The following is a 24,048-nucleotide window of genomic DNA, read 5'->3' on the forward strand; positions in this document are numbered from 1 at the left end:
GAGCGGGTCATGACACGGACGGTCGAATCGTGAAAATCGCTGAACCTGCCGCGCACGGCTTCGAGGCGAACCGGTTGGCGGCGATCGATACGCTGCTCCGGACGCGCTACATCGATTCGGGCAAGCTGCCGAACGCGCAATTGCTGATCGCGCGTGACGGCGAGATCGTCCATTTCTCGAACGCGGGCGCGGCGCGCGAAGGCGGCAAGGCGATAGACGAGGGATCGCTGTTCCGGATCGCGTCGATGACCAAGCCGATCACCTCGGTCGCGTTCATGATGCTGGTCGAGCAGGGCCTCGTCGCGGTCGATACGCCAGTCCACCACGTGCTGCCCGAGTTCAAGGATATCGGCGTCTATGACGGCGGCGGTGGCGGCGTGCCGTTCGTGACCAAGCCGACGGCCGAGCCGATGCGGATGGTCGACCTGCTCCGGCATACCTCGGGGCTGACGTATAGCTTCCAGAACCGGTCGAACGTCGATGCCGCCTACCGCGAGGGTAAGATCGAGGGCTGGCATGGCGGATATGATCTCGACGGGTTCATCGGCGCGCTGGCGAAGATCCCGCTCGAATTCTCGCCCGGCACCGCGTGGAATTACTCGGTCGCGACCGACGTGCTCGGCGCGGTCGTGCAGCGCGTGTCGGGCCTGCCGCTCGACCAGTTCTTCCGGGAGCGCATCTTCGCGCCGCTCAAGATGGACGACACCTTCTTCCAGGTTCCCGCCGACAAGCTCGACCGGTTGACCGACTGCTACACGCTGGCGCCGGGCAAGGGCCGCGTGATGTACGATCGTGGGGCCGAGAGCGCATGGAGCCGGCAGCCGAAGCTCGTTTCCGGCGGCGGCGGGCTCGTCTCGACCGCGCTCGATTACCACCGATTCAACACGATGCTGCTGAACGGTGGCGAACTGGACGGCGCACGTATCCTAGGCCGCAAGACGCTCGATCTGATGACGCAGAACCACCTGCCCGGAAAATCCGATCTCGCGGCGATGTCGAAGTCGCTGTTCAGCGAGGCATCGAACGCCGGTACCGGCTTCGGGCTCGGGTTCGCGATCACCGACGACGTCGCGAAGACGATGGTGCCGGGGTCGAAGGGCGAATTCTACTGGGGCGGGATGTTCTCGACAGCGTTCTTCGTCGACCCCGTCGAGCGCCTGTCGATGGTGTTCATGACGCAGCTTTCGCCGAGCAGTTTCTATCCCATCCGCCGCGAACTGAAGACGATGATCTACGCGGCGATGACCTGATCCCCCAACGGCCGTCATCCCGGCGGACGCCGGGACCCAGGGCCGCACGCACACCGAATTTGGCTCTGGGTCCCGGCGTTCGCCGGGATGACGGGGCCGGCACCAGGAGACTAGAATGACCAGCCCGATCCGCACCGAACGCCATGACGACGTGCTCGTCATCATCTCGAACAATCCCCCCGTCAACGCGCTCGGCGCCGCGGTCCGCCAAGGCCTCGAAGCGGCGATCAAGGACGGCGTGAACGACGATAGCATCACGGCGATGGTGATCCGCTGCGACGGGCGCACGTTCTTCGCGGGCGCCGACATCACCGAGTTCGGCAAGGAGATGGTCGAGCCCGGCCTGCCGACCGTCGTCGACATGATCGAAGCCTCGTCGAAGCCCGTCGTCGCGGCGATCCACGGCACCGCGCTCGGCGGCGGCTGCGAAGTGACGCTCGGCTGTCATTACCGCATTGCTGTTCCTTCGGCGAAGATCGGTACGCCCGAGGTGAAGCTCGGTCTGCTGCCCGGCGCCGGCGGCACGCAGCGTATTCCGCGGATCGCCGGCGTGAAGCTCGCGGTGGAGATGACCGCTAAGGGCGATCCGATCTCGGCGAAGAAGGCGCTCGACGCTGGCCTGATCGACAAGATCGTCGGTGAAGACAGCCTTGAGGCCGATGCCGTCGCCTTCGCGCGAGAGATCGCGACGAAGCGCCCCCTCCCCCGTGCGTCCGAAAAGACGGCGCAGGCCGATCCGGATGCCGTGGCTGCGTTCAAGAAGGAGAACGCCCGTCGTTTCCGTAACTTCGACGCGCCGGCCGCGAACATCGCCTGCGTCGAGAAGGCCGCCGACGGTTCGAGCTTCGAAGAGGGCATCGCGTTCGAACGCCAGGCATTCATGAAGCTCATGACCGGCGTGCAGTCGGCAGCCCAGCGCCACATCTTCTTCGCCGAGCGCCAGGCGGCCAAGATCGACGACGTCCCCGCCGACACTAAGCTCCGCGAGATCAAGCGCGTCGGGGTGATCGGCGCGGGCACGATGGGCGGCGGCATCTCGATGAACTTCCTGTCCGCAGGCATCCCCGTGACGATCGTCGAGATGCAGCAGGACGCGCTCGACCGCGGCACCGGCGTCGTGCGCAAGAATTACGAGGCGACCGCCGCGAAGGGTCGGATGAAGCCCGAGCAGGTCGAGCAGGCGATGGGCGCGCTGAAGCCGACTCTGGACTTCGCCGATCTGGCGGAATGCGACCTGATCATCGAGGCGGTGTACGAGACGATGGAGGTGAAGAAGGAGATCTTCACCAAGCTCGACGCGATCGCCAAGCCGGGCGCGATCCTGGCGTCGAACACCTCGTATCTGGATATCGACGCGATCGCGGCGTGCACCAAGCGGCCCCAGGACGTGGTCGGGATGCACTTCTTCTCGCCCGCCAACGTGATGAAATTGCTCGAGGTCGTACGCGGCGACAAGACCGCGGACGACGTGCTGGCGACCGTCATGGCGCTCGCTAAGAAGATCAAGAAGGTCGCCGTGGTGGCGGGCGTCACCTACGGGTTCATCGGTAACCGCATGCTGATGCCGCGGCAGGTCGAGGCGACCAAGCTGCTGCTGGAAGGTGCGAGCCCGGAGCAGATCGACAAGGTCCATGTCGCGTTCGGGATGCCGATGGGGCCGTTCCAGATGAGCGATCTGGCAGGCGTCGACATCGGCTGGCACCGCGACCCGAGCCGGATCGAGAACATCCGCGATGCGCTGGCGGCGGAGAATCGCTGGGGCCAGAAGACCAAGGCGGGCTTTTATGATTACGACGAGAAGCGGACGCCGTCGAACTCGGCACGGGTAACGGAGATCATCGACGACTTCCGCAAGAAGTCGGGCGTGACGCCGCGCGAGATCAGCGACGAGGAGATCGTCGTGCGGACGCTCTACACTATGGTCAACGAAGGCGCGCTGATCCTCGAAGAGGGCAAGGCACAGCGCGCGTCGGACGTCGATGTGGTGTGGATCTATGGGTATGGCTGGCCGGTGTATCGTGGCGGACCGATGTTCTGGGCGCAGTCCGAGGGGTTGCCGAAGGTCGTCGCGGGGCTGGAGAAATACGGGTTCCCGGTGGCGAAGTCGCTGAAGGACGCGGCGGCATCGGGCGGTCGGCTGAAGTGATCGATCGCGGTCGTTTCTTGCCGGTAGTCGATCGCTGATGGAGCGGTCTGCGCTTCAGACGGCGGCGGCGATCCGTGCGGGCGAGACGACCGCGCTCGCCGAGTGCGAGGCGGCGATCGCGCGGATCGAGGCGCGCGACGGTGCGATAAACGCCGTCGTCGTGCGGGATTTCGTGCGGGCGCGTGAGGCGGCGCGGGCGCTCGATGCGGAGGGTGCGGACGATCGCCCGCTGTTCGGCGTGCCGATGACGGTGAAGGAGTCGTTCGACGTCGCCGGCCTGCCGACCAGCTGGGGCGTCGGCGTCCACCGTGACAACATCGTCGACCGCGATGCCGTGGCCGTGACCCGGCTGAAGGCGGCGGGCGCGGTGATCCTCGGCAAGACCAACGTACCGGTGCGGTTGAGCGACTGGCAGGCGGAGAACCCGATCCATGGCCGGACGAATCATCCCATCGATCCGACGCTGACGCCCGGCGGATCGTCGGGCGGCGCCGCGGCGGCGCTCGCGTCGGGCATGGTACCGCTCGAGCTCGGCTCCGATATCGGCGGCTCGATCCGCGTGCCGGCCGCGTTCTGTGGCGTCTGGGGGCACAAGCCGACCTATGGCGCCTTGTCCGATCTCGGCCACCGCGTGCCCGGCACCGATGGGGCGAGCGCGGTTCTCGGCGTGATCGGACCGCTCGCGCGCAATCCCGAGGATCTGGCCGTTGCGCTCGACATCCTCGCCGACATCCCCTTGCCGCGCGCGACCGTCGACTTAGCCCAACCACGCGTCCTGCTGCTCACCGCGCATCCCTCGGCACGCGTCGATTCGTCGATCGTCGGCGCGATCGGGCGCGTCGGTGAAGCCCTCGCCGCGGCCGGCGCCATCATTTCAAGCGTACCCCCGCCGATCGACCTCGCCGCGCAGCATGCCGACTATATGCGGATGCTCGGCATCGCGATGACCCGCGGCGGACCCGCGCGCGACGGCAAGGTCGCGACGCTGTCGCACTGGTTCGACCTGCTCGACTCGCAGGCGCGGATGCAACGCGCATGGGGCGCGCTGTTCGAGCGGTTCGACGCGGTGATCGCGCCGGCGAGCGGCGTGAACGCCTTCCCGCACATCGCCGAGCGCAACGTCGCGCGCCGCACGCTGTCGATCGACGGCGAGGATACCCCGTTCGGCGTCCAGTTCGCCTGGGCCGGTCTCGCCACCTTCCCCAATCTGCCCGCGACCAGCGTGCCCGTCGGGATCGACCCGCGCGGCCTGCCGATCGGCGTGCAGGTCATCACCAACCGTTACCGCGACCACGACGCGATCGCCGTCGCCGCGCGGTGCAATCGACTAAGCAGGAGCTGATCCGATGTCCGACCTCGATACTTTCCGGTCCGAAACGCGTGCGTGGCTCGCGGAGAACTGCCCGCCCGAGATGCGCAAGCCGGTGCGCTCGGAGGACGACGTCTGCTGGGGTGGACGCGAGTTCAAGCCTTCGAGTCCTGCGCAGAAGGAGTGGCTCGACAAGATGGCGGCCAAGGGCTGGACCGTGCCCGACTGGCCCAAGGCCTATGGCGGCGGTGGCCTGTCGCCTGCGGAGACGAAGATCCTGCGTGAAGAGATGGCGGCAATAAAGGCGCGCAACCCGCTCAATTCGTTCGGGATATCGATGCTCGGACCGGCATTGCTCAAATACGGCACCGAGGAGCAGAAGCTCGATCACCTGACCAAGATCGCACGCGGGGAGATCCGCTGGTGCCAGGGGTATTCGGAGCCGAATGCGGGGTCCGACCTTGCCGGGCTCGCGACCTCGGCGGAGGACAAGGGCGACCATTATCTCGTCAACGGGCAGAAGGTGTGGACCTCCTATGCCGACAAGGCCGACTGGATTTTCTGCCTCGTCCGCACCGACAAGACATCGAAGCAGGGCGGGATCAGCTTCGTGCTGTTCGACATGGCCTCGCCCGGCGTGTCGACCAAGCCGATCCTGCTGATCAGCGGCAATTCGCCATTTTGCGAGACGTTCTTCGACAATGTCGAGGTGCCCAAGGTCAACCGCGTCTACGAGGAGAACAAGGGCTGGGACGTCGCGAAATATCTGCTCGGACATGAGCGCGAGATGATCTCGGGGATGGGGTTGGCGTCGAGCGACGGCAACCCGCTGATCGACGGGGCGATCGCGACCGTCGGGCTTGGGCATGACGGACGGCTGGCGGATCCGTTGCTGCGTGCGTCGATCGCGCTGTTCGAGGTGCGGGCGAAGGCGTTCGGGGCGATGTCCGAGCGGTTCATCGACGAGTTGAAGGCGGGCAAGGCGCACCCTGCCCAGCCGAGCATGATGAAATATTACGGGACCGAGCTGAACAAGGGTCGGTACGAATTGATGATGGCGGCGGGCGGGTCGGATGCGCTCGAATGGGACAGCGATCGGTCGCGCGGCGGTGCGATCCCGCGGTCGTGGCTGCGCACCAAGGCGAACTCGATCGAGGGCGGGACGAGCGAGATCCAGCTCAACATCATCGCCAAGCGGATCTTGGAATTGCCTGCCTGACCTTTGACCGTTCTCCCGCAAAAGCGGGAGCCCAGAATCATGAACGCTGCGCGAGGGGCTCCTGGGCCCCCGCCTCCGCGGGGGAACCACAATGCCACTGTATCTAGACGACGACCAGACCGTCCTTCAGGACACCATTCGCGATTTCGTCGCGGAGCACGCGCCGGTCAGCCACATGCGAGCCTTGCGCGATGCCGACGATGCGACCGGCTTCTCGCGCGACCTGTGGAAGCAGTTCGCGGAGATGGGCTTTACCGGCATCCTGATCGGCGAGGACCAGGGCGGGCTGGGGCTCGGCCATGTCGAGGCGGGCGTGGTGCTGGAGGAAATCGGGCGCAACCTGTCCCCCTCCCCGTTCCTCTCCACCGCGGTGGCGGCGGTCGAGGCGCTCAAAGGCACGGGACAGGCCGAGCGCTGGTTTCCCGGCATCATCGCCGGCGAGACCGTGGCCGCGCTCGCGATCGACGAGGGAGCCAAGCACCGAGACACCGTGGCGATGAAGGCTGAACGCTCGTGCAACGGGTTCAAGCTGACCGGCGCCAAGCGGTTCGTCACGCATGGCCACACCGCCGACCTGATCATCGTCGCGGCGCGCACCGCGGGGTCGGACAACGACACGGACGGTGTCACGCTGTTCGTGGTGTCGAAGGGTGCCGCAGGCCTGACCGCGAACGCCGAACGGCTCGCCGACGCTAGCCTTGCTGCTCGGCTAGAGTTCGATGGCGTCGAGGTCGATGCGGACGCGGTGATCGGTGAGGTCGACGCGGGACGTTCACCGCTCGATCGCCTCCTTCGCGCAGGCCGGACTGGGGCATCAGCCGAATTGCTAGGTGTCGGGGCCGGTGCGATGGATATGACGATCGGCTACATGAAGGAGCGCAAGCAGTTCGGGACGCTTATCGGCAGCTTTCAGGCGCTCCAGCACCGCGCTGCGCATCTGTATTCGGAGATGGAGGTGGCGCGCGCCGCTGTCCTCAAGGCACAGCAGTTGCTCGACCAAGGCAGCGACCGCGCGGACGAGGCGGTCTCGGTGGCCAAGGCGATGACCGCGCTGGCGACGACGCTCAGCGTACAGGAGAGCGTGCAGATGCATGGCGGCATCGGCATGACCGACGAATACGACATCGGCTTCTACATGAAGCGCGCGCGGGTGCTGGCGGAGATGTTCGGGGACGCGAACTTCCACGCAGATCGGCTGGCGGTAGCGGCGGGGTATTGACCCGAACCTGTCCCCCCGCGAAGGCGGGGGCCCAGTCTGGGCTCCCGCCTTCGCGGGAGAACAAGGAAGTTAGATGACCGCGGAAACTGCCGACACGTCGCCCGACGCACTCGCCCAGGGCCTCGTCGACCTGCTCGAAATCGAGGAGGTCGATACCGATCTCTATGTCGGCAAGCGCCAGCCTGGCGGTGTTGGTCGCGTGTTCGGCGGCCAGGTAATCGCGCAGGCGCTGCAGGCCGCGCAACGCTCGACCGAGGGCCCCAAGGCCGCGCATTCATTGCACGCCTATTTCATGCGGCCCGGCAACGAGGACTACCCGATCGTCTTTCGCGTCGTCCGCGATTTCGAAGGTCGCAGCTTTGCGACGCGGCGCGTGATCGCGATGCAGAAGGGGCAGCCGATCCTCAACATGGCGGCGTCGTTCCAGACGCCCGAAGAGGGGCTGCATCATCAGCACGCGATGCCCGACGTCCCGCCGCCCGAAGACCTTCGCACCGACCGCGACCTGCGACTTGAGAACATCGACGGCATCCCCGAGAAATTTCGCGCGCACATGCTGCGGTGGCGGCCGATCGAGGTGCGCCCGGTCAACCCGCGTAGCTGGATCGATCCGGCGCCGCAGGAACCGCACTACGCCAACTGGTTCCGCCTCGTCGCCCCGATCGGCGACGACCCGGCGATGCACCGGGCGATCCTGGCCTATGCCTCGGACATGGCGCTGCTCGGCACCGCGTTGCTGCCGCACGGCATGAACTGGATCACGCCCGGCATGCAGACCGCCAGCCTCGACCATTCATTATGGCTGCACGAAGATTTCCGCGCCGACGATTGGCTTCTCTATGCCTGCGATAGCCCATGGTCGGGCCACGCGCGCGGCTTCAACCGCGGCAAGATCTACGCGAGGGATGGCCGCCTGGTTGCCAGCGTCGCGCAGGAGGGCTTGATCCGGATGCGCCAGTAGTTTCGGTTACTTGCGCGCCCAGACCTTCTCGCCGCCGATCCACGTCTCGCTGACCTTGGTCGCGCGCAGGTCGGTCGGCGAGGCGAGCGTAGGGTCCTTGTCGACGACGATGAAGTCCGCGCGCTGGCCCGGCGCCAAAGCACCGAATTGCTTCTCGGCGAACCCGGCATAGGCCGCCGCACCGGTCATCGCCCACCACGCCTGTTCGCGCGTGACGAGTTCCTGCGGTTGCCAGCCACCCTGTGGTTGCCCGTCGGTATCCTCACGCGTGAACGCGGCCGCCCAGGTCGCGAACGGATCGGGCTTCTCGACCGGGAAGTCCGTCCCGAACGCAAGCTTGGCACCGTTCGTCAGCATCGATTTCCACGCATAGGCGCCGACGAGCCGGTTAGGCCCAAGCCGTGCCTCCGCCATCTTCCAGTCGCTGGTCGCGTGCGTCGGCTGCATCGACGCGATCGTGCCGTATCTGCCGAAGCGCGGCAGATCGGTCGGATCGACGATCTGCGCATGCTCGATCCGCCAGCGGCGATCACCGGTGTAGGTATCGCTCTCGACCTGGATCGCATCGAGCACTTCCTGGTTGGCCTTGTCGCCGATCGCGTGGACCGCGACCTGATAGCCATCCATCGCCGCACGGCTCATCTGGTTCTGAAGCTGCGCATCGGTCAGGAAGCCGAGGCCCGATTGCCCCGGTGCGTCCGAATACGGCTTCAGCAGCCACGCGCCGCGCGATCCAAGCGCGCCGTCCGCGTACAGCTTCACACCGCCCATCCGCAGGCGATCGTTATACAACCATGGCGTCGGCCCCTTGCCGCCGATCCGGCTCGCCGTATCGATCCCGAGCGCGTAGCTCATGATGCGAACACGAAGCCCGCCGATATCAGCCATCCGTCGATAGGTCAGCCAGTCGTCGAGCGTGGTGCCCATGTCGGCGACAGCGGTGACGCCGTAGCCGAGCAGGATGCCCTGTGCGGTCAGGAACGCGGCGTCGCGTTCCTTGGGCAGCGGTTGCGGCACGACCTTCTCGATCAACGCCTGCGCGCCATCGACGAACACACCGGCTGGTGCGCCGCCCGTCTTCTCGATCCGTCCGCCCGGTGGAGAGACGGTCGCATTCGTGACGCCGGCTTCGCGCATCGCCTCGCGGTTCGCCCAGCCGGCATGGCCGTCGGCACGCGACAGCCAGATCGGGTGTCCGCCCGATACGGATTCGAGATCGGCGGCGGTCGGGAAGCGACCCAGCCCCCAGACCTCCTGGTTCCAGCCGCGCCCGAGGATCCATTTGCGATCGGGATTGCCCGCGATGTACGCCGCGATCCGAGCTTTCGCTTCGTCGAGCGACTTGGTCATCGACAGATCGAGCGACAGCGCGCCGAAACCGAGTTCGAGGACGTGACCGTGGGCATCGACGAAGCCGGGCAGCACCGTCTTACCGCGCATGTCGACGCGCCAGTCGTAGAGCGGCTTGCCGGCGTTCTTCTTCAATTCCTTGCGGCTCAGCTTGGGCGCTTCCTCGCCGGGCGGCACGAGCCGCGCGACGCGACCGTCCTTGTCGACCAGGATCGCCTTGAAGTGGATCACGCGACCGCCATCGGCGACGGTGATGCCGTTGACGTTATCGACGATACCATCGGCGAGGGCGGGGGTGGACAGCAGCGTGATCGCGGCCGCGGAAACCATCAGACGCATCACTTCGGCAATCTCCGTACCAGCGCGCTCGTATCCTGCCGAGCGCCACCCATTTTTTGCACGTCGGCGTAGAACTGGTCGACCAGCGCGGCGACCGGCAGCACCGCACCGTTGCGCCGCGCCTCGTCGAGCGCGAGGCCGAGATCCTTGCGCATCCAGTCGACCGCGAAGCCGAAGTCGAACTCCTCCTTCGCCATCGTCGGCCAGCGATTGACCATCTGCCAGCTTTGCGCCGCGCCGCCCGAGATCGCCTCGAACACCTTGTCCAGATCGAGTCCCGCATTCTGCGCGAACCGAAGCGACTCGGCGACACCCTGGATCACGCCGGCGATCGCGATCTGGTTGCACATCTTGGTCGTCTGACCCGCGCCCGCGTCGCCGACATGGACCACACGCAAAGCATAGGCCTGCATGAACGGTTCGGCCTTCGTCATCGCCTCGGCCGAGCCGCCGCACATGATCGAGAGCTTGCCGTTCTCCGCGCCAGCCTGTCCGCCCGATACCGGCGCGTCGACTACCAGCGTACGCTCGCCCGCGAGGCGTCGCGCGATCAGGGCCGAGACGGTGGTGTGATCGACGAACACCGCGTCGTCGCGCATCGCCGCGAACGCGCCGTCTTCGCCTAGCGTAACCAAGGCGAGATCGTCGTCGTTGCCGACGCAGGCGAACACCGCGTCCGCATCCTTTGCCGCCGCGGCAGGTGTATTCGCCACCGCCCCACCATGTTTATCGGCCCATGCCAGTGCCTTGGCCTGGGTGCGATTATAGACGGTGACGTCGTGCCCTGCCGTGACGAGGTGCCCCGCCATAGGCGCGCCCATGACGCCGGTTCCGATGAATGCCAGTTTTGCCATAGCATCCGCGCATAAGCGGTGTTTCCCATGCGCGCCAGATGGTCTAGCGGGTCGGACATGGCTACCCACGCTGCCGTAGCGGCACCCACCCTCCCCGTCTCGATCGACGACGTCCGCGTCGCGCATGACCGGATCCGCGACTCGATCGTCCGTACGCCCACGCTGATCAGCAAGACGCTGAGCAATATGACCGGCGCGACGGTGTATCTGAAGTTCGAGAACCTTCAGTTCACCGCAGCCTACAAGGAGCGTGGCGCGCTCAACACGCTGTTGCAGTTGTCGCCGGAAGCGCGCGCGAAGGGTGTGATCGCGGCGTCTGCGGGCAATCACGCGCAGGGCCTTGCCTATCACGCCAACCGGCTCGGCATCCCGACGACGATCGTCATGCCGACCAACACACCGACCGTGAAGGTCATGCAGACCGAGGGCCACGGCGCCAATGTCGTCCTGCACGGCGAGACGTTCGACGCCGCATACGCCCATGCCCGCATTCTCGAAGGCGAGTGCGGCTTCACCTTCGTCCACCCGTTCGACGATCCCCGCGTCATTGCCGGGCAAGGCACCGTCGCGGTCGAGATGCTGGAGGACGTGCCGCAGATCGACACGCTGGTCATCCCGATTGGCGGCGGCGGTCTGATCTCGGGCATGTCGACGGTTGCGCGCGCGACAAGCGAGGCACCGGGCGGCCACCCGATCGAGATCGTCGGTGTGCAAGCCGAGCTGTTCCCGTCAATGTTCAACCGCATCAACGGCACCGACATGCCGTGCGCGGGCGATACGCTGGCCGAGGGCATCGCGGTCAAGGAGCCGGGTGCGATCACATCGAAGATCGTTGCCGAACTGGTCGACGATATCGTGCTGGTCAGCGAGCGTAGCCTCGAGGAATCGGTCAGCCTTTTGCTGCAGATCGAGAAGACCGTGGTCGAGGGCGCAGGCGCCGCCGGGCTCGCGGCTTTGCTGTCGCATCCCGAGCGGTTCGCAGGAAAGACCGTCGGCATCGTCCTTTGCGGCGGCAACATCGATACGCGCTTGCTGGCCAATGTCTTGTTGCGCGATCTGGCCCGTTCTGGCCGCCTCGCGCGGTTGCGGATCCGGTTGCAGGACAAGCCGGGCGCGCTGTTCCACGTCGCGCGCATCTTCGACCAAGAGCGCGTCAACATCATCGAGATCTATCACCAGCGCGTCTTTACGACGTTGCCGGCGAAGGGTCTCATCACCGACATCGAATGCGAGCTGCGCGACCGCGCGCATCTCGATCGACTGGTCGGGGCGTTGCGTGCCGGCGGGTATGAGACATCTACCGTCGAGCTCGCCTGATTTATCGCGTCGGCGTCGTTATTTACGGCGCCGACACACAATCATGGTAAACCTGCTTTTCTGTAGCGTGGGTTACGACCATATGTCGAAAACGCGGCTTCCCCGCCTGCCTGAAGGACATTGGTTCGGTGACTGCGCCTTTTCGTTTTCCGCGCTTCTTCGTCACGAGCCCGTCCCCCTGCCCTTACCTTCCGGGCCGGCAGGAGCGGAAGGTGTTCACCGAGCTGACGGGACCGCATGCCGGTGAATTGAACGACGCGCTTGGCCGGATCGGGTTTCGCCGCAGCCAGGGCGTCGCCTATCGGCCTTCCTGCGCCGGATGCACCGCATGTGTCTCGGTTCGGATCGTCTCAAGCGAGTTCATCCCCAACGCCACGCAACGCAAATTGTTGAAGCGTCATGGCGATATCGAAGTAACTGCGTGCAAGGCCTGGGCGACCGACGAGCAGTTCCAGTTGCTCCGCCGTTATCTGGGGGCACGACACCCCGGCGGCGGCATGGCCGGTATGGACGAGGACGATTATGCCGACATGATCGAGCATTCACCGGTCAATTCGGTGATCGTCGAATACCGCGAACCCAGCATCGACGGCATGCGAGGCGCCCTGCTCGGCGCCTGCCTGACCGATCGCCAGGCGGACGGGCTGTCGATGGTCTACAGCTTCTTCGCAGCCGACGACACGGCACGACCGGGGCTCGGCAACTTCATCATCATGGACCACATCCTCCGCGCGCGCGATGCCGGGCTGCCGTACGTGTATCTGGGCTATTGGGTGAAAGGGTCGCCGCGGATGGAATATAAGACGCGGTATCGGCCGCTGGAGGTGCTGGGGCCGGCGGGGTGGCGGCGGCTGGACGATGCTGATGTGGCGACGACGCCGGCTCGGGTTGCGGCGCTGGTCTGAGTTGTGGCTGAGGTGATTGCCTAGCCTGTTGCCCAACTTAAGCCCCCCCCGGCGAAGGCCGGGGTCCAATTGGGAAACGCTGCTAGTTGAGCGCAGCGCTTCGTTACGACCACCTTACCAATTGGGCCCCGGCCTTCGCCGGGGTGAGGAATCAGCGGAAAATTCGTCACCTCTTGTTCTCCCGCGAATGCAAGAGCCAGGTCTGGGTCCTCCCCTTCAAGAGGAAGTACTCTCAGTCTTCCCGCTGCACCACGACGTCGACGTCGAGTTCCTCGCTACCCTCACCCAATCGCGAGCCTGCCACCGGCGCAGCTCCTGCCGCATCGAGCGCCATAGCAACGCGGACGTAATGCTCCTCAGGCGACATGCCCGTGCACGGATCGAAACCGACCCAGCCCAGCCCGTCGACAAACGCCTCGGCCCAGCCATGCGGCGTCGGCAGATGCACGACCTCGTGATCGTTGTGATGATAGCCCGACACGTACCGTGCCGGCGCGCCGAGCGACCGTGCGGCGACCGCGAACATCTGGGCCATGTCGCGTGGGGTGGCGCTTTCCATGCGGAATGCGGCGGCCGCCGTCCGACCCGGTTCGGGACGCCCGGCATCGAACGCGAACCGCTTGTGGAATGCCCGGTTCAGCCGATGCAATGCGCCGATCCGGTCGCGTGCGCCGTCGGCCGCATTGACCGCGAACTTGGCGATCGCCGTGTCGTGGGCGGTCGCCTCGGTGGACCGGAGGAACAGCGCAGGCGGAAGCGTTTCGTGCACCCCGTGCAGGACGCCGTCCGAATGGCTGGTCAGCACCTCGCCCTTGACGGCGATCTCGATTCCGTCGACCGGACCTTCGGCGTAGAGCATGGTCACTGCGTTGCCGAAGCCGTCGCGACGGGGCCTGAGCCGGGCGTCGCAATCGACGTCGATCCGCCACGACGCTACCGTCTGGTCGTGCGTGTTCTCGGGCGTCAGCCGGAGCATCTGCACCAAGCGCCCCTGCGGCTGCGCGAAGCGGTAGATCGTGTGGTGGTCGATCGACAGCCGCATCAGAGGAACTTGAACTGACGGCCGATCGCGCCGTGCAGCAGCGCGTTCTCGGCGATGAACGCCTGCAGATACTGGTGCAGCCCGGAGGCGATGACCTCGCCCGATCGCGTCTTCGCCATTCGCGACGCACGCATCCGCGCCATCCGATCGGCCTCGCCGTGGTTCCCCGTCCGCTTGGCGAGCAGGTTGAGCACGTCGACCGTTTCTTCCACCGACGCCGCCAGGCTGCGCGGGAGTTCCGCACGCGCGAGCAGCAGGTCGATCACGTCAGCAGGGCGCAGCCCGTCATTGTAGAGCCAACGATAGGCGGTCACCGCGGACACGGTCTGGAGGATCGTCGTCCACTGGTCGCGATCGATCGCGCCGCCGAGCCGTTCGCCCTCGGGCAACAGGATATGATATTTGACGTCGAGCAGCCGCGCGGTGTTGTCCGCGCGCTCGACCGCCTGGCCGAGCCTGATGAACCACGTGGTCTGGTTGCGGAGCATGCGGTGGACGGCCCCTTCGAACCCGCGCGTCTCGTTCTTGACCGCCTCGACAAGGTTCAACTGCGAGGTCGTGCTGCCCGGCGTGGCGCGGTTTTCGAACAGCAGCCATGCGCGGTTGATCGCAGTCCACGCCTCGCGGGTCAGCGCAGTGCGGACCGCCTTGGCGTTGTTGCGCGCCATGTCGAGGCAGCGGACGATCGACCCCGGATGGCTCGAATCAAGCGTCAGGAACCGCACGACGTCGCGCTGCCCGATCTCCACGCCCGTCGCCGCGAAGGCCTCATCGGTTTCAGTGACGGCCAGCGCGGACGCCCAGGCGGCGTCGCCGGAGGGCTGCGACGAGAGCACGTCGAGGCGGACGGTGGCTTCGACCAGCCGGGCAATGAAGTCGGCGCGCTCGAAATAGCGGCCGAGCCAGTAGAGCGAGGATGCGGTGCGCGACAGCATTACGAATTTCCGCCGGACGTCTGGGCACCGAGTGTCTGCGTCATGCCGCCCATCGTCTGGGTCATGCCCCCGGCGTTCATCCGCTGCGACTGGTCAGCCATGAGCACGAAACTGTCCTTGGTGCCGCCGCCCTGGCTGGAATTGACCACGAGCGACCCTTCCTTGAGCGCGACGCGGGTCAAGCCGCCCGGCACGACTTGGACGCCCTTCGAGCCGCTCAGCACGAACGGACGGAAGTCGACGTGGCGTGGGCTGAGTCCGCCCTGCGCCATCGTCGGAACCGTCGACAGCGCGAGCGTGGGCTGCGCGATGTAGCGATGCGGTTCGGCGGTCAGCGCGGCGCGGAAATCCTCGATCTCCTGTTTCGACGCGGTGGGGCCAACGAGCATGCCGTAGCCGCCCGAGCCGTCGACCAGTTTGACGACGACGTCTTCGAGGTTGTCGAGGACGAACTTGAGCGCCTGTGGTTCTCGGCACCGCCACGTCTCGACATTGCGCAGCTTGCACTCGCCGCCGGAGTAGAATTTCACGATGTCGGGCATGTAGCTGTAGATCGCTTTGTCGTCGGCGATGCCGTTGCCCGGCGCGTTCATGATCGCAACGTTGCCGGCTGCGTAGGCTGCGATCAGACCAGGCACACCGAGCGCTGAATCGGGACGGAACACGAGCGGATCGAGATAATCGTCGTCGATCCGGCGATAGATCACGTCGACCTTCACGCGCCCCGCGATCGTTCGCATCCACACGACGTCGTCATCGACCACCAGATCGGCCGCCTCGACGAGCTCGATCCCCATCGAGTCCGCCAGGAAACTGTGCTCGTAATAGGCCGAGTTGTAATGCCCGGGAGTGAGCAGCACACAGGTCGGGTTCGAGCCCGTGCCGTGCGGCGCAACCGACTTCATCGTCTCAAGCAACAGGTCGGGATAGCTGTCGACCGCCGCAACGCGAAACTCGCGGAACAGCTCGGGGCAGAGGCGGAGCATCGCCTCGCGGTTTTCGAGCATGTAGCTGACACCGGAAGGCGTGCGCGCATTATCCTCCAGCACGAAGAAGTCGTCGGGTCCAGTGCGGACGAGATCGATCCCGCAGATGTGCGCCCATACGCCGTGCGGCGGACGGATGCCGGCGATCTCGGGCCGGAACTGGGCGTTGCCGAGCACGAGGTCCTCGGGGAGGATGCCCTCCTTCAGGATACGCCGTTCGCCGTAGATGTCGTCGAGGAACGCGTTGATCGCCTCGACGCGCTGGACCAATCCCTCGGAGAGCCGCGCCCATTCGTCGTGGAGGAACACGCGCGGGACGATGTCAAACGGGATGATCCGCTCAGCCGCCTCGTTCTCGCCGTAGACCGCAAAGGTAATGCCGAGCTGCCGGAACGTCGTCTCGGCCGCTTCCTGACGGCGACGTAGCTCGGCGTCAGGCGTATCCTCGATCCACTTGCACAATGCCGCCAGTTCGGGCCGGGCGGTCGTATCGCCCGGTGTCCCCATGATTTCGTCGAACGCTTGTTTCCCCATCGAAACGGTCAATTCCCCATCAAGCGTTGCGGTTCCATGCTGCAACGCATCGCTGCGCTGCACAAGGGTTGATGTGGCCCGCCACCGCACACGTCCGTCATCCTGACGAATGTCGGGTCCAGGGTCATTGCCGATGACGCTTGGTACTCTGGATCCTGACTTTCGTCAGGACGAGATAGAGGGCCCATCGATGCTACTTAGGCGCCTAGGCTTTCGAGCAGACCTGGGGTGAGGACCTGCGGCAGGACGGTCGGCTTGGCGGCGCCCGGGGCGTAATAGAGGTACAGCGGCACGCCGGCGCGGTTGTGGGCCTGGATGAAGCGGCCCATAACCGGGTCGCCGTCAGTCCAGTCACCGATCAGCGCGGCGACGTTGTGCTTGGCGAAGGCGTCACGGACGCCGGTGGTGTCGATCGCGGCCTTCTCGTTAACCTTGCACGTCAGGCACCAGTCGGCCGTGAAGTACACGAACACCGGACGCTTCTCGGCGCGCACCGAGGCGAGCTTCGCCTCGGTGAACGCCTCGTCGCCGGCGGTCGCGGTCTTGGCCGCCACCGGCGGTGCGCGTGAGATCAACACCGCGCTGCCTACGAACACGACGAGCAGGAGAACCTGCGCGATGATGCCGAACGACTTGCCTTTGCGCTGACGCGAGCCGCCGATCCACAGCACCGCGCCGATCGCCAGCACCGCGACCAGCGCGAGCGTCAGCGTATCCACCCCGGTCTGCCGCCCGAGCACCCAGCCGAGCGCGATCGCGGTCAGGAACATCGGCACGGACAGGATGTGGCGGAACGTCTCCATCCATGCGCCGGGCTTCGGCAGCCACCGCCGCCATGACGGGATGAACCCGATCGCGAGGAACGGGAGCGACAAGCCGATGCCGAGCCCGCCGAACACGGCGAGCGCCGCCGGCCACGGCAGCACCAGCGCCGCGCCAAGCGCTGCGCCCATAAACGGCCCGGTGCACGGCGTCGCGATGAACGCGGCGAGTGCCCCCGTCGCGAACGCACCGCTTGCGCCACTCTCGCCGGCAAAGCGCGGGGTCGGGACCTCGAACAGTCCGGCGAGATTGAACGCGATCGCGGTGCTCAGCAGCAGCAGTGCGACGATCGCGCCGGGATGCTGCAACTGGAACGCCCAGCCGACCGCCGAGCCGCCGGCGCGCAATGCCAGGATCGCGCCGCCGAGACCGAGGCAGACCAGCACGACGCCGGCCGTATAAGCGAGCGCCTCTCCCCGAGCGTCCTTCTCGCTCGCGCCACCGCGTGCGAGGCTGAGCGCTTTGAGACTCAGAATCGGGAAGACGCACGGCATGATATTGAGGATCAGGCCGCCGAGCACTGAGCCGGCGAACGCGATCAGCGCGGTTAGCCATAAGCTCTCGCTGCTCGCGCTCGTCGAGCCGCCGCCGGCCGGATCGGCGACCACACCGGGGCTCGCCTTGACACTGAGCCCCTGCCCATCGCCGATTCGCAGCACGCCCTCGATCGGTCCGCCGGTCTTGGCGTTTGTAGCGACCTTGGTGCTGATCGTGAGCCGGTCGCCGTCGCGCGTGACCGTCTGTGCCGCGCCATTCTCGATCGCGCCGGTTGTGACCGGGAAGAAATACGCCTTGTCGATCTTCGCGCCCGCCGGGAACGGTACCGCGATCCGCATCGTCCCGTTGCTCGCGGCGTACGTCGCGCCGGCATCAAGCGGCTTGGGGATCGCTTGTCGCCAGCCGGCGAACGCCGCCGCCTGCGATGGCGCGCCTTCGCCGATCGTCAGGTCGAGCGACAGTGCCTTCTCTTCGGGTACGCAGATCGTCGCCGAACACACGAGGTAGCTTGTCTTCAGGCGGATCGGGAATTTCGTGCCTACCGCCAGCCCCGCCGGGACCTGGATCGTCACGAGCGGCGCGTACGGCGCTTCGTAGACATAGTTCATCAAGCCCGCGATCAGCAGCGTCGTCGGCACCGGCCATTCAGGCTCTCCCGCCTTCGCGCCCGTCGGCAAGGTCCAGTCGAACGTCGCCGGAAAGCCCGCGTCGCCCGGGTTGCGCCAATAGCCGTGCCAGCCGGTTTCGGGCGTCGTCACAAGCGCGATCGTCAACGGCGTGCCGGCCTTCGGGTGATCGCTTTCGGCGACCAGCTTCATCATCAGATGCTGGCTGGAGCCGTTCAGTGATTCCGCGAGTGCAGGCGCGCTCGCCAGTCCACAGACGGCAAGCAACACCGTCATGAGGACGCAACGTAAACTGCGCATGGCCATCCTTGTTTCGTTCATCGCGCAAAGCCATAGCGGTGACCTTGTCGTATTGCACTTCAAAGCGACGCGCTCGGTTGCGGGCGCAAGCTTGCTAAAGGACTGTTCGTGAAAGCACTTATCGCCGCCCTGCTCCTCACCTCGGCCGCATCGGTATCAGCGCAGACCGCGCCCCGATCCCCCGCAGTGGCGCCGACCACCCCGCCGAAGCTGATCGTCGCGATCTCGGTCGACCAGTTCGCCGCCGACCTGTTCCAGCAATATCGCAATCATTACACCGGCGGCTTCACCCGGCTGCTGAACGGGGCGGTGTTCCCGAGCGGGTATCAGAGCCATGCGGCGACCGAGACGTGCCCCGGCCATTCGACGATCCTGACCGGCATGCGGCCCGCGCATACCGGGATCATCGCCAACAACTGGGTCGACCAGCGCGCGGGACGGCCCGACAAGATCGTCTATTGCTCGGAGGACGAACGCGCGCCGGGTAGCACGCACGAGAGCTACACCGTGTCCGACATGCATCTGAAGGTGCCGACGCTCGGCGAGATGATGAAGGCGCGCGATCCGCGGACGCGCTCGGTGTCGGTCGCGGGGAAGGATCGCGCGGCAGTGATGATGGGCGGCCACAAGGTCGACGAGCTCTGGTGGTGGGACGGCAAGACCTATGTCTCCTACGCTGGCCGCGCGGTGCCGCCGGCGGTGCAGCGCACGCGCGATGCGGTCGCCGCGCTTATCGCCAAGCCGCAGGTAGCGCTCCCGCTGCCCGGTTATTGCGCGGGCGTGAACCATCCGATCGTGATCGCGGGCAAGACGTACGGCCAGGGGCGCTTCGAGCGTGAGGCGGGCGACGCCAAGGGGTTCCGTGTGTCGCCGGCCTCCGACGCCGCTGTGTTCGCAATGGCAGCGGCGCTGGTGCAGGACATGAAGCTCGGCAAGGGACCGCAGACCGACATCATTGATATCGGCGCGTCGGCGACCGACTATATCGGGCACACCTACGGCACGCAGGGGTCCGAGATGTGCATCCAGATGGCGCAACTCGACAAGACGCTGGGCGATTTCTTTGCGGTGATGGACGAGACCGGGGTGGATTACGAGGTCGTGCTGACCGCGGATCACGGCGCGCATGACGCCACGGAACGCCAGCAGCAGCGTGCAATGCCGATGGAGGCGCACATGGACGAGAACGTCCTCGCCAAGCAGGTCGGCACTGTCATCGCCAAGGATTTGGGACTGCCGGGCAGCGTCCTGCTCGGCACCGAGGGCGATGTCTATATCGACGACACGCTCCCGGCGAAAACGCAGGCGAAGGTGCTGGCCGAGGCGCTGCGCCGGTATCGCGCGATGCCGCAGATCGCGGGAGCCTATTCTGCCGCCGAGATCATGGCGATGCCGATGGCGAAGACTCCGCCCGAAACATGGACGCTGATCGAGCGGGCGCGTGCATCGTTTTATCCCGAGCGGTCGGGGCAGATGGTGGTGCTGCTCAAGCCGCGCGTGACGACGATCGTGTCGCCGGCGGGCGGCTATGTCGAGACGCACGGGTCGCCGTGGGATTACGACCGCCGCGTGCCGATCCTGTTCTGGCGCAAGGGCATGACCGGGTTCGAGCAGCCGCTGTCGGTGGAGACGGTGGATATCGTGCCGACGCTGGCGGCGACGATCGGGTTGCCGGTCAGCGGGCTGGACGGGCGGTGTCTCGATCTCGATCCGGGCGCGGCGAGCACTTGCTCTAACTGAGCGCCGAGCCCCGCTAAAAGCGTATTCTCCCGCGGAGGCGGGAGTCCAGTCTGGGCTCCCGCCTTCGCGGGAGAACACGCTTCTGGGTTGTAGCAGTGGTGACGCATCCCGCTCGCCACCCCCCCTTTACCGGGTCTCGAACGCCCGAAGCCCCGCCCCCAACCGGTTTGCGCCGATCGCCAGCTTGTCGTGGCTGAAGTCGATCAGGAACGCCGGGTTGGTCGTGTCACCCGGCGACAGCCGCGCGTCGTTGTTCTCGACACGCAGGCCGGTCGACGGATAGGTCCGCGCCTCCGCCGCGACGACGATCATCCCCGAATGGTTTTCCTTGTCCTTGCCCTGGACGAAGGTGTTGCGCGCGATCAGGCCGGTCGCGCCTTCGGGGAGATCGATCATGTAGTTGGTCTTGTGCCCCGCCGTATCGTCGAAGCTATTGTCGGTGATCGTGACCGTGGGGCTACGCAGCTTGACGTAATGCCCGCCGTTGCCGCGCTCGAACCGTGAATTGGTGACCGAAATGCTGCCCTTGTTGACGAGATAGATCGAATGCGCACAGCTTGGCGACTGGTCGCACTGGCCGAGTCCCGAGAAGGTCGACCGGTCGATCGTGATCCGCTGATTGGTCGGCTGGCCGCCGAGAATCCCTTCCTGGCTGTCGAGGAACATCGAATTCGTGACGGTTAGGTCGCCTGATTCGGTGCGGATGCCGGCACCATTGCCGTCGGACACCCGGTAGCCACGAAACACCAGCCCATCGACGACCGACCCGTTCCCCCGAAGGACGAGCGCCGCCTTGTCTTCGCACGCGACGCTGTCGAAGATCGCCTTGCCGGACTGAACCGCCTTGAACGTGATATGCCCGCCCTGCTGGACCGCGCATTGCCGATAGGTGCCGGGCGCGATCAGGATCGTCGCGGTGCCCATCCGGATCGACGTCACCGCCTCCTGCAGGGTAGCGAACCCCTGCCCGTTGACGGTGAACGGCGCATTGGTCTGTGCCAGCGCCGGAACGGAGAGCAGCGCGAACGCCAGCAACGATCGTTTCATGGAATGTCCTTTTGCGGTCACGATGCGCAGACCAGTGGGGCGGTACGATACGGCGCGAGCCTATCATCGCCCCTCGACCTGCCCAACACCTGCAAGAACATCGCCTGTCCCGCAATGGCGCACGAGACGGGGTCCAGTCCGGTGGCAACCGCGTATTGCCGCTGTCCTACAATCCGCATAATACCGCTACCGTAACGAAGCCGGCGGGGAAACCGACCGGCGCCGGGGGAACCACATGCACGCCATGACGCCGACGGAGGTCTTCCTCCTCGCGATACTCATCATCTTCACCGTGCCGTATATGGTGTGGCGTCTCGGGCGGACCGATTACTGGGCGCCGCTGGTGGTCGTGCAGATCTTTGGAGGCATCCTGCTGGGGCCTGGCGTGCTCGGGGCGGCGTATCCGGACTATTATGCGACGGTTTTCACACCCGCGACGATGGGGTCGCTGAACGGCATCGCGTGGTGGGCGGTGATGATGTTCGTGTGGGTCGCCGGCATCGAACTCGACCTCGGCGAGGCCTGGAAACGCCGCGGCGAGACCGGCGTGACGGCAGGCCTAGCGCTCGCGATACCGCTGATCACCGGCAGCATCGCCGCGGTGCTCATGCTGCGCTACCCAGGCTGGCGGGGGCCGGACGGCGCGACGTGGCAGGTGGTGCTCGGCATCGGCATGGCGTGCGCGGTCACGGCGCTGCCGATCCTCGTGCTGTTCCTCGAAAAGCTCGACGTGCTGCGCCAGCCGATCGGCCAGCGTATTCTGCGCTACGCCAGCCTCGATGACATCGCGATCTGGGGCGTACTCGCGCTGATTCTGCTCGATTGGGAGCGTGTCGGGCGACAGGGCGGCTTCCTGGTCGGGTTCGCGATCGCCACGTTGATCGTGCGCAAGCTGATGGCGCGGATCGAGGAGCGCGACCGTTGGTATGTCAGCCTGATCTGGCTGGCCGGATGCGGGTTCGCGGCGGACTGGGCGGGGCTGCACTTCATGGTCGGCGCGTTCCTGTCGGGCGCGGTGCTCGATTCGAAATGGTTCACGACCGCGAAGATGGACCAGTTCCGCCACTTCGTGCTGCTCGCCGTCATGCCGGTGTTCTTCCTCTCGACCGGCCTGAAGACGCAGTGGGCGGTCGGCCGCTACGCGGTGTTCGGCGCCGCCGCGTTGCTGCTGGTCGCATCGGTCGGCGGCAAGCTGGCGGGAGTTCATGCCGCCGGGCGAATCCTAAAATGGCGGCCGGGCGAGGCGTCGGCGATCGGCTGGCTGCTCCAGACCAAGGCGCTGATCATGATCATCTTCGTCAACATTTTGCTGGATAAGAAGATCATCACCAACGAGACCTTCACCGCGCTGCTGCTGATGGCGCTGGCGAGCACGATGCTGACCGTGCCGATGGTGGCGCCGAAGTTAAAGAAGCTGGCGGGGCTGGTCGGGAAGCGCGCCTGACGCTTACCCCGTCATCCTGACGAAAGTCAGCACCCAGAGCCAAACAGGACGCCGTTTATTACCCTGGGTCCTGACTTTCGTCAGGATGACGGGTGGTGGCGGCTCAACCGCCCGCGTTAAGCAAGTCGTGACGTTTCAGGGCGTGGCGGAGTTGGTCATAGCTAAGGCCTAGCGCCTCGGCGGTAGCGCGCTGGTTGAAGCGGTGTTCGGACAGTGCACGTGACAGGAGATCGCGTTCGAAGCGCGACACGCGGGATTTAAAGTCCGAGGGGCCTTCCTCACACGCCACCACCGGGTCTTCGCCATCCTCCACCTCAACAGCCTGCGGTGCCACAACCATTGGCTTCGGCGCGCTCGAAGCCCCCGGCCGATGCGGAGACTGGAACGGGTCGATCTCGATCGCGTCGATCGGCCCGGCCTGCTCCCAACGGTAAACCGCGCGCTCGACGACGTTGCGGAGTTCGCGGACGTTGCCGGGCCAGCGATAGGCGATCAGCGCGTCCATCGCCGCTGGGCCGAACCCTTCCCAACGTTCGCGCCCCAGTTCGGAGGCCATGCGTCGGCCGAAATGCTCTGCCAGCACCACAACGTCGCCGGTTCTGGCGCGCAGAGGTGGCAACGTCACCACCTCGAACGACAAGCGGTCGAGCAGATCGGCGCGGAATTCGTGGCGGTCGACCTTGTCCGGCAGATGTTCGTTCGTCGCCGCCACGATCCGCACGTCGACGCGCATCGGGCGCGACGAGCCGATCCGCGTGATCTCGCCATATTCGACCGCGCGCAGCAGGCGGTCCTGTGCCGCCATCGACAGCGTACCGAGTTCGTCGAGGAACAACGTGCCGCCGTCCGCCTCCTCGAACCGCCCTACCCGCGCCTTGGTCGCGCCGGTGAACGCGCCGGCCTCATGCCCAAACAATTCCGCCTCGATCAGCGTCTCGGGCAGCGCCGCGCAGTTCATGATGACCAGCGGCTGGTCCCATCGCGGCGACAGGCGGTGGAGGCGCTCGGCGACCAGTTCCTTGCCCGTGCCGCGCTCGCCGATAACCAACACCGGGCGGTCCAGCGCGGCGGCGCGCGACGCGCGTTCGAGTGCCGCCATGAACGTGCCGGACTCGCCGATGACCTGTGTCGTTCGCTCCATGGCGAAGATGTGGCGCGAATTCCCAACTCTTGGCAAGCTTGCGGCGGGCCCCGTATTCCCAAAA

18 protein-coding genes are annotated in these 24,048 nt (G+C 66.0%); 10 read left to right on the plus strand and 8 right to left on the minus strand.

Annotated features, from left to right (window positions below):
* The first annotated feature begins 29 nt into the window (after positions 1 to 29).
* The 6 genes from U1707_RS02390 (at position 30) to U1707_RS02415 (ending at position 8,104) form a co-directional block, all read left to right on the plus strand.
* A complete protein-coding gene (locus U1707_RS02390; RefSeq protein ID WP_332798528.1) occupies positions 30 to 1,250 on the plus strand; it encodes a serine hydrolase domain-containing protein in 1,221 nt (406 codons plus the stop codon).
* Between the two features lie 115 nt (positions 1,251 to 1,365).
* Complete coding sequence (locus tag U1707_RS02395) at positions 1,366 to 3,396, plus strand: 3-hydroxyacyl-CoA dehydrogenase NAD-binding domain-containing protein (RefSeq protein ID WP_332798529.1); 2,031 nt, start codon at positions 1,366 to 1,368, stop codon at positions 3,394 to 3,396.
* 37 nt (positions 3,397 to 3,433) lie between these two features.
* Positions 3,434 to 4,738, plus strand: coding sequence for an amidase family protein (locus U1707_RS02400; protein ID WP_332798530.1), 1,305 nt, complete (start codon positions 3,434 to 3,436; stop codon positions 4,736 to 4,738).
* 4 nt (positions 4,739 to 4,742) lie between these two features.
* Positions 4,743 to 5,924, plus strand: a complete 1,182-nt coding sequence (locus U1707_RS02405) for an acyl-CoA dehydrogenase family protein (RefSeq protein ID WP_332798531.1) — start codon at positions 4,743 to 4,745, stop codon at positions 5,922 to 5,924.
* A gap of 91 nt (positions 5,925 to 6,015) precedes the next feature.
* A complete protein-coding gene (locus U1707_RS02410; RefSeq protein WP_332798532.1) occupies positions 6,016 to 7,143 on the plus strand; it encodes an acyl-CoA dehydrogenase family protein in 1,128 nt (375 codons plus the stop codon).
* 73 nt (positions 7,144 to 7,216) lie between these two features.
* A complete protein-coding gene (locus tag U1707_RS02415) occupies positions 7,217 to 8,104 on the plus strand; it encodes an acyl-CoA thioesterase (RefSeq protein ID WP_332798533.1) in 888 nt (295 codons plus the stop codon).
* A gap of 6 nt (positions 8,105 to 8,110) precedes the next feature.
* On the opposite strand, the gene U1707_RS02420 is transcribed toward U1707_RS02415, so the two are convergent.
* Together U1707_RS02420 and U1707_RS02425 are read right to left on the minus strand one after the other, a co-directional pair.
* Entirely contained in the window at positions 8,111 to 9,784 is a 1,674-nt protein-coding gene (locus tag U1707_RS02420) for an amidohydrolase (RefSeq protein ID WP_332798534.1), read from the minus strand.
* An 8-nt stretch (positions 9,785 to 9,792) separates the two neighbouring features.
* Positions 9,793 to 10,647 (minus strand): NAD(P)-dependent oxidoreductase, encoded by an 855-nt coding sequence (locus tag U1707_RS02425; protein ID WP_332798535.1) that lies wholly within the window; start codon positions 10,645 to 10,647, stop codon positions 9,793 to 9,795.
* Between the two features lie 57 nt (positions 10,648 to 10,704).
* On the opposite strand from U1707_RS02425, the gene U1707_RS02430 reads away from it, so the two are divergent.
* On the plus strand, positions 10,705 to 11,964 hold the full coding sequence (locus U1707_RS02430) for a threonine ammonia-lyase (protein ID WP_332798536.1): 1,260 nt from the start codon (positions 10,705 to 10,707) through the stop codon (positions 11,962 to 11,964).
* 128 nt (positions 11,965 to 12,092) lie between these two features.
* Positions 12,093 to 12,869, plus strand: coding sequence for an arginyltransferase (locus U1707_RS02435; protein WP_332798537.1), 777 nt, complete (start codon positions 12,093 to 12,095; stop codon positions 12,867 to 12,869).
* A 232-nt stretch (positions 12,870 to 13,101) separates the two neighbouring features.
* On the opposite strand, the gene U1707_RS02440 is transcribed toward U1707_RS02435, so the two are convergent.
* From U1707_RS02440 to U1707_RS02455, 4 genes are all read right to left on the minus strand, one after another.
* Positions 13,102 to 13,911, minus strand: a complete 810-nt coding sequence (locus U1707_RS02440; RefSeq protein ID WP_332798538.1) for a transglutaminase family protein — start codon at positions 13,909 to 13,911, stop codon at positions 13,102 to 13,104.
* Positions 13,911 to 14,846 carry an alpha-E domain-containing protein gene (locus tag U1707_RS02445; protein ID WP_332798539.1) on the minus strand — a complete coding sequence of 312 codons (936 nt, stop codon included), beginning with the start codon at positions 14,844 to 14,846 and terminating at the stop codon, positions 13,911 to 13,913. Before U1707_RS02445 ends, U1707_RS02440 begins: the two co-directional genes overlap by 1 nt.
* The gene (locus U1707_RS02450) at positions 14,846 to 16,366 is read right to left on the minus strand and encodes a circularly permuted type 2 ATP-grasp protein (RefSeq protein ID WP_332798540.1); all 1,521 of its coding nucleotides are present in this window, start codon (positions 16,364 to 16,366) and stop codon (positions 14,846 to 14,848) included. Before U1707_RS02450 ends, U1707_RS02445 begins: the two co-directional genes overlap by 1 nt.
* Before the next feature lie 197 nt (positions 16,367 to 16,563).
* Entirely contained in the window at positions 16,564 to 18,612 is a 2,049-nt protein-coding gene (locus U1707_RS02455) for a protein-disulfide reductase DsbD family protein (protein WP_332798541.1), read from the minus strand.
* Positions 18,613 to 18,720: 108 nt separating this feature from the next.
* Between U1707_RS02455 and U1707_RS02460 the strand changes: the two genes are divergently transcribed.
* Positions 18,721 to 20,352: an alkaline phosphatase family protein gene (locus U1707_RS02460; RefSeq protein ID WP_332798542.1), complete on the plus strand. Its 1,632-nt coding sequence runs from the start codon at positions 18,721 to 18,723 to the stop codon at positions 20,350 to 20,352.
* Positions 20,353 to 20,478: 126 nt separating this feature from the next.
* Here the strand turns inward: U1707_RS02460 and U1707_RS02465 are convergent, their stop codons facing one another.
* A complete protein-coding gene (locus U1707_RS02465) occupies positions 20,479 to 21,399 on the minus strand; it encodes a right-handed parallel beta-helix repeat-containing protein (RefSeq protein WP_332798543.1) in 921 nt (306 codons plus the stop codon).
* A 235-nt stretch (positions 21,400 to 21,634) separates the two neighbouring features.
* On the opposite strand from U1707_RS02465, the gene U1707_RS02470 reads away from it, so the two are divergent.
* The gene (locus tag U1707_RS02470; RefSeq protein ID WP_332798544.1) at positions 21,635 to 22,843 is read left to right on the plus strand and encodes a cation:proton antiporter; all 1,209 of its coding nucleotides are present in this window, start codon (positions 21,635 to 21,637) and stop codon (positions 22,841 to 22,843) included.
* Between the two features lie 103 nt (positions 22,844 to 22,946).
* Here the strand turns inward: U1707_RS02470 and pspF are convergent, their stop codons facing one another.
* The gene (gene pspF / locus U1707_RS02475; RefSeq protein WP_332798545.1) at positions 22,947 to 23,984 is read right to left on the minus strand and encodes a phage shock protein operon transcriptional activator; all 1,038 of its coding nucleotides are present in this window, start codon (positions 23,982 to 23,984) and stop codon (positions 22,947 to 22,949) included.
* Positions 23,985 to 24,048 lie beyond the last annotated feature (64 nt).

This window comes from Sphingomonas sandaracina (assembly GCF_036663695.1).
Taxonomy (GTDB): domain Bacteria; phylum Pseudomonadota; class Alphaproteobacteria; order Sphingomonadales; family Sphingomonadaceae; genus Sphingomonas.

Excerpts from the sequence above, each read along its gene's own strand:
- U1707_RS02405 (WP_332798531.1), top strand. The coding sequence starts at position 4,743 with ATGTCCGACCTCGATACTTTCCGGTCCGAAACGCGTGCGTGGCTCGCG.
- pspF (WP_332798545.1), bottom strand. The coding sequence starts at position 23,984 with ATGGAGCGAACGACACAGGTCATCGGCGAGTCCGGCACGTTCATGGCG.
- U1707_RS02410 (WP_332798532.1), top strand. The coding sequence starts at position 6,016 with ATGCCACTGTATCTAGACGACGACCAGACCGTCCTTCAGGACACCATT.
- U1707_RS02445 (WP_332798539.1), bottom strand. The coding sequence starts at position 14,846 with ATGCTGTCGCGCACCGCATCCTCGCTCTACTGGCTCGGCCGCTATTTC.
- U1707_RS02455 (WP_332798541.1), bottom strand. The coding sequence starts at position 18,612 with ATGCGCAGTTTACGTTGCGTCCTCATGACGGTGTTGCTTGCCGTCTGT.
- U1707_RS02440 (WP_332798538.1), bottom strand. The coding sequence starts at position 13,911 with ATGCGGCTGTCGATCGACCACCACACGATCTACCGCTTCGCGCAGCCG.
- U1707_RS02400 (WP_332798530.1), top strand. The coding sequence starts at position 3,434 with ATGGAGCGGTCTGCGCTTCAGACGGCGGCGGCGATCCGTGCGGGCGAG.
- U1707_RS02415 (WP_332798533.1), top strand. The coding sequence starts at position 7,217 with ATGACCGCGGAAACTGCCGACACGTCGCCCGACGCACTCGCCCAGGGC.
- U1707_RS02420 (WP_332798534.1), bottom strand. The coding sequence starts at position 9,784 with ATGGTTTCCGCGGCCGCGATCACGCTGCTGTCCACCCCCGCCCTCGCC.
- U1707_RS02425 (WP_332798535.1), bottom strand. The coding sequence starts at position 10,647 with ATGGCAAAACTGGCATTCATCGGAACCGGCGTCATGGGCGCGCCTATG.
- U1707_RS02465 (WP_332798543.1), bottom strand. The coding sequence starts at position 21,399 with ATGAAACGATCGTTGCTGGCGTTCGCGCTGCTCTCCGTTCCGGCGCTG.
- U1707_RS02430 (WP_332798536.1), top strand. The coding sequence starts at position 10,705 with ATGGCTACCCACGCTGCCGTAGCGGCACCCACCCTCCCCGTCTCGATC.
- U1707_RS02450 (WP_332798540.1), bottom strand. The coding sequence starts at position 16,366 with ATGGGGAAACAAGCGTTCGACGAAATCATGGGGACACCGGGCGATACG.
- U1707_RS02470 (WP_332798544.1), top strand. The coding sequence starts at position 21,635 with ATGCACGCCATGACGCCGACGGAGGTCTTCCTCCTCGCGATACTCATC.
- U1707_RS02395 (WP_332798529.1), top strand. The coding sequence starts at position 1,366 with ATGACCAGCCCGATCCGCACCGAACGCCATGACGACGTGCTCGTCATC.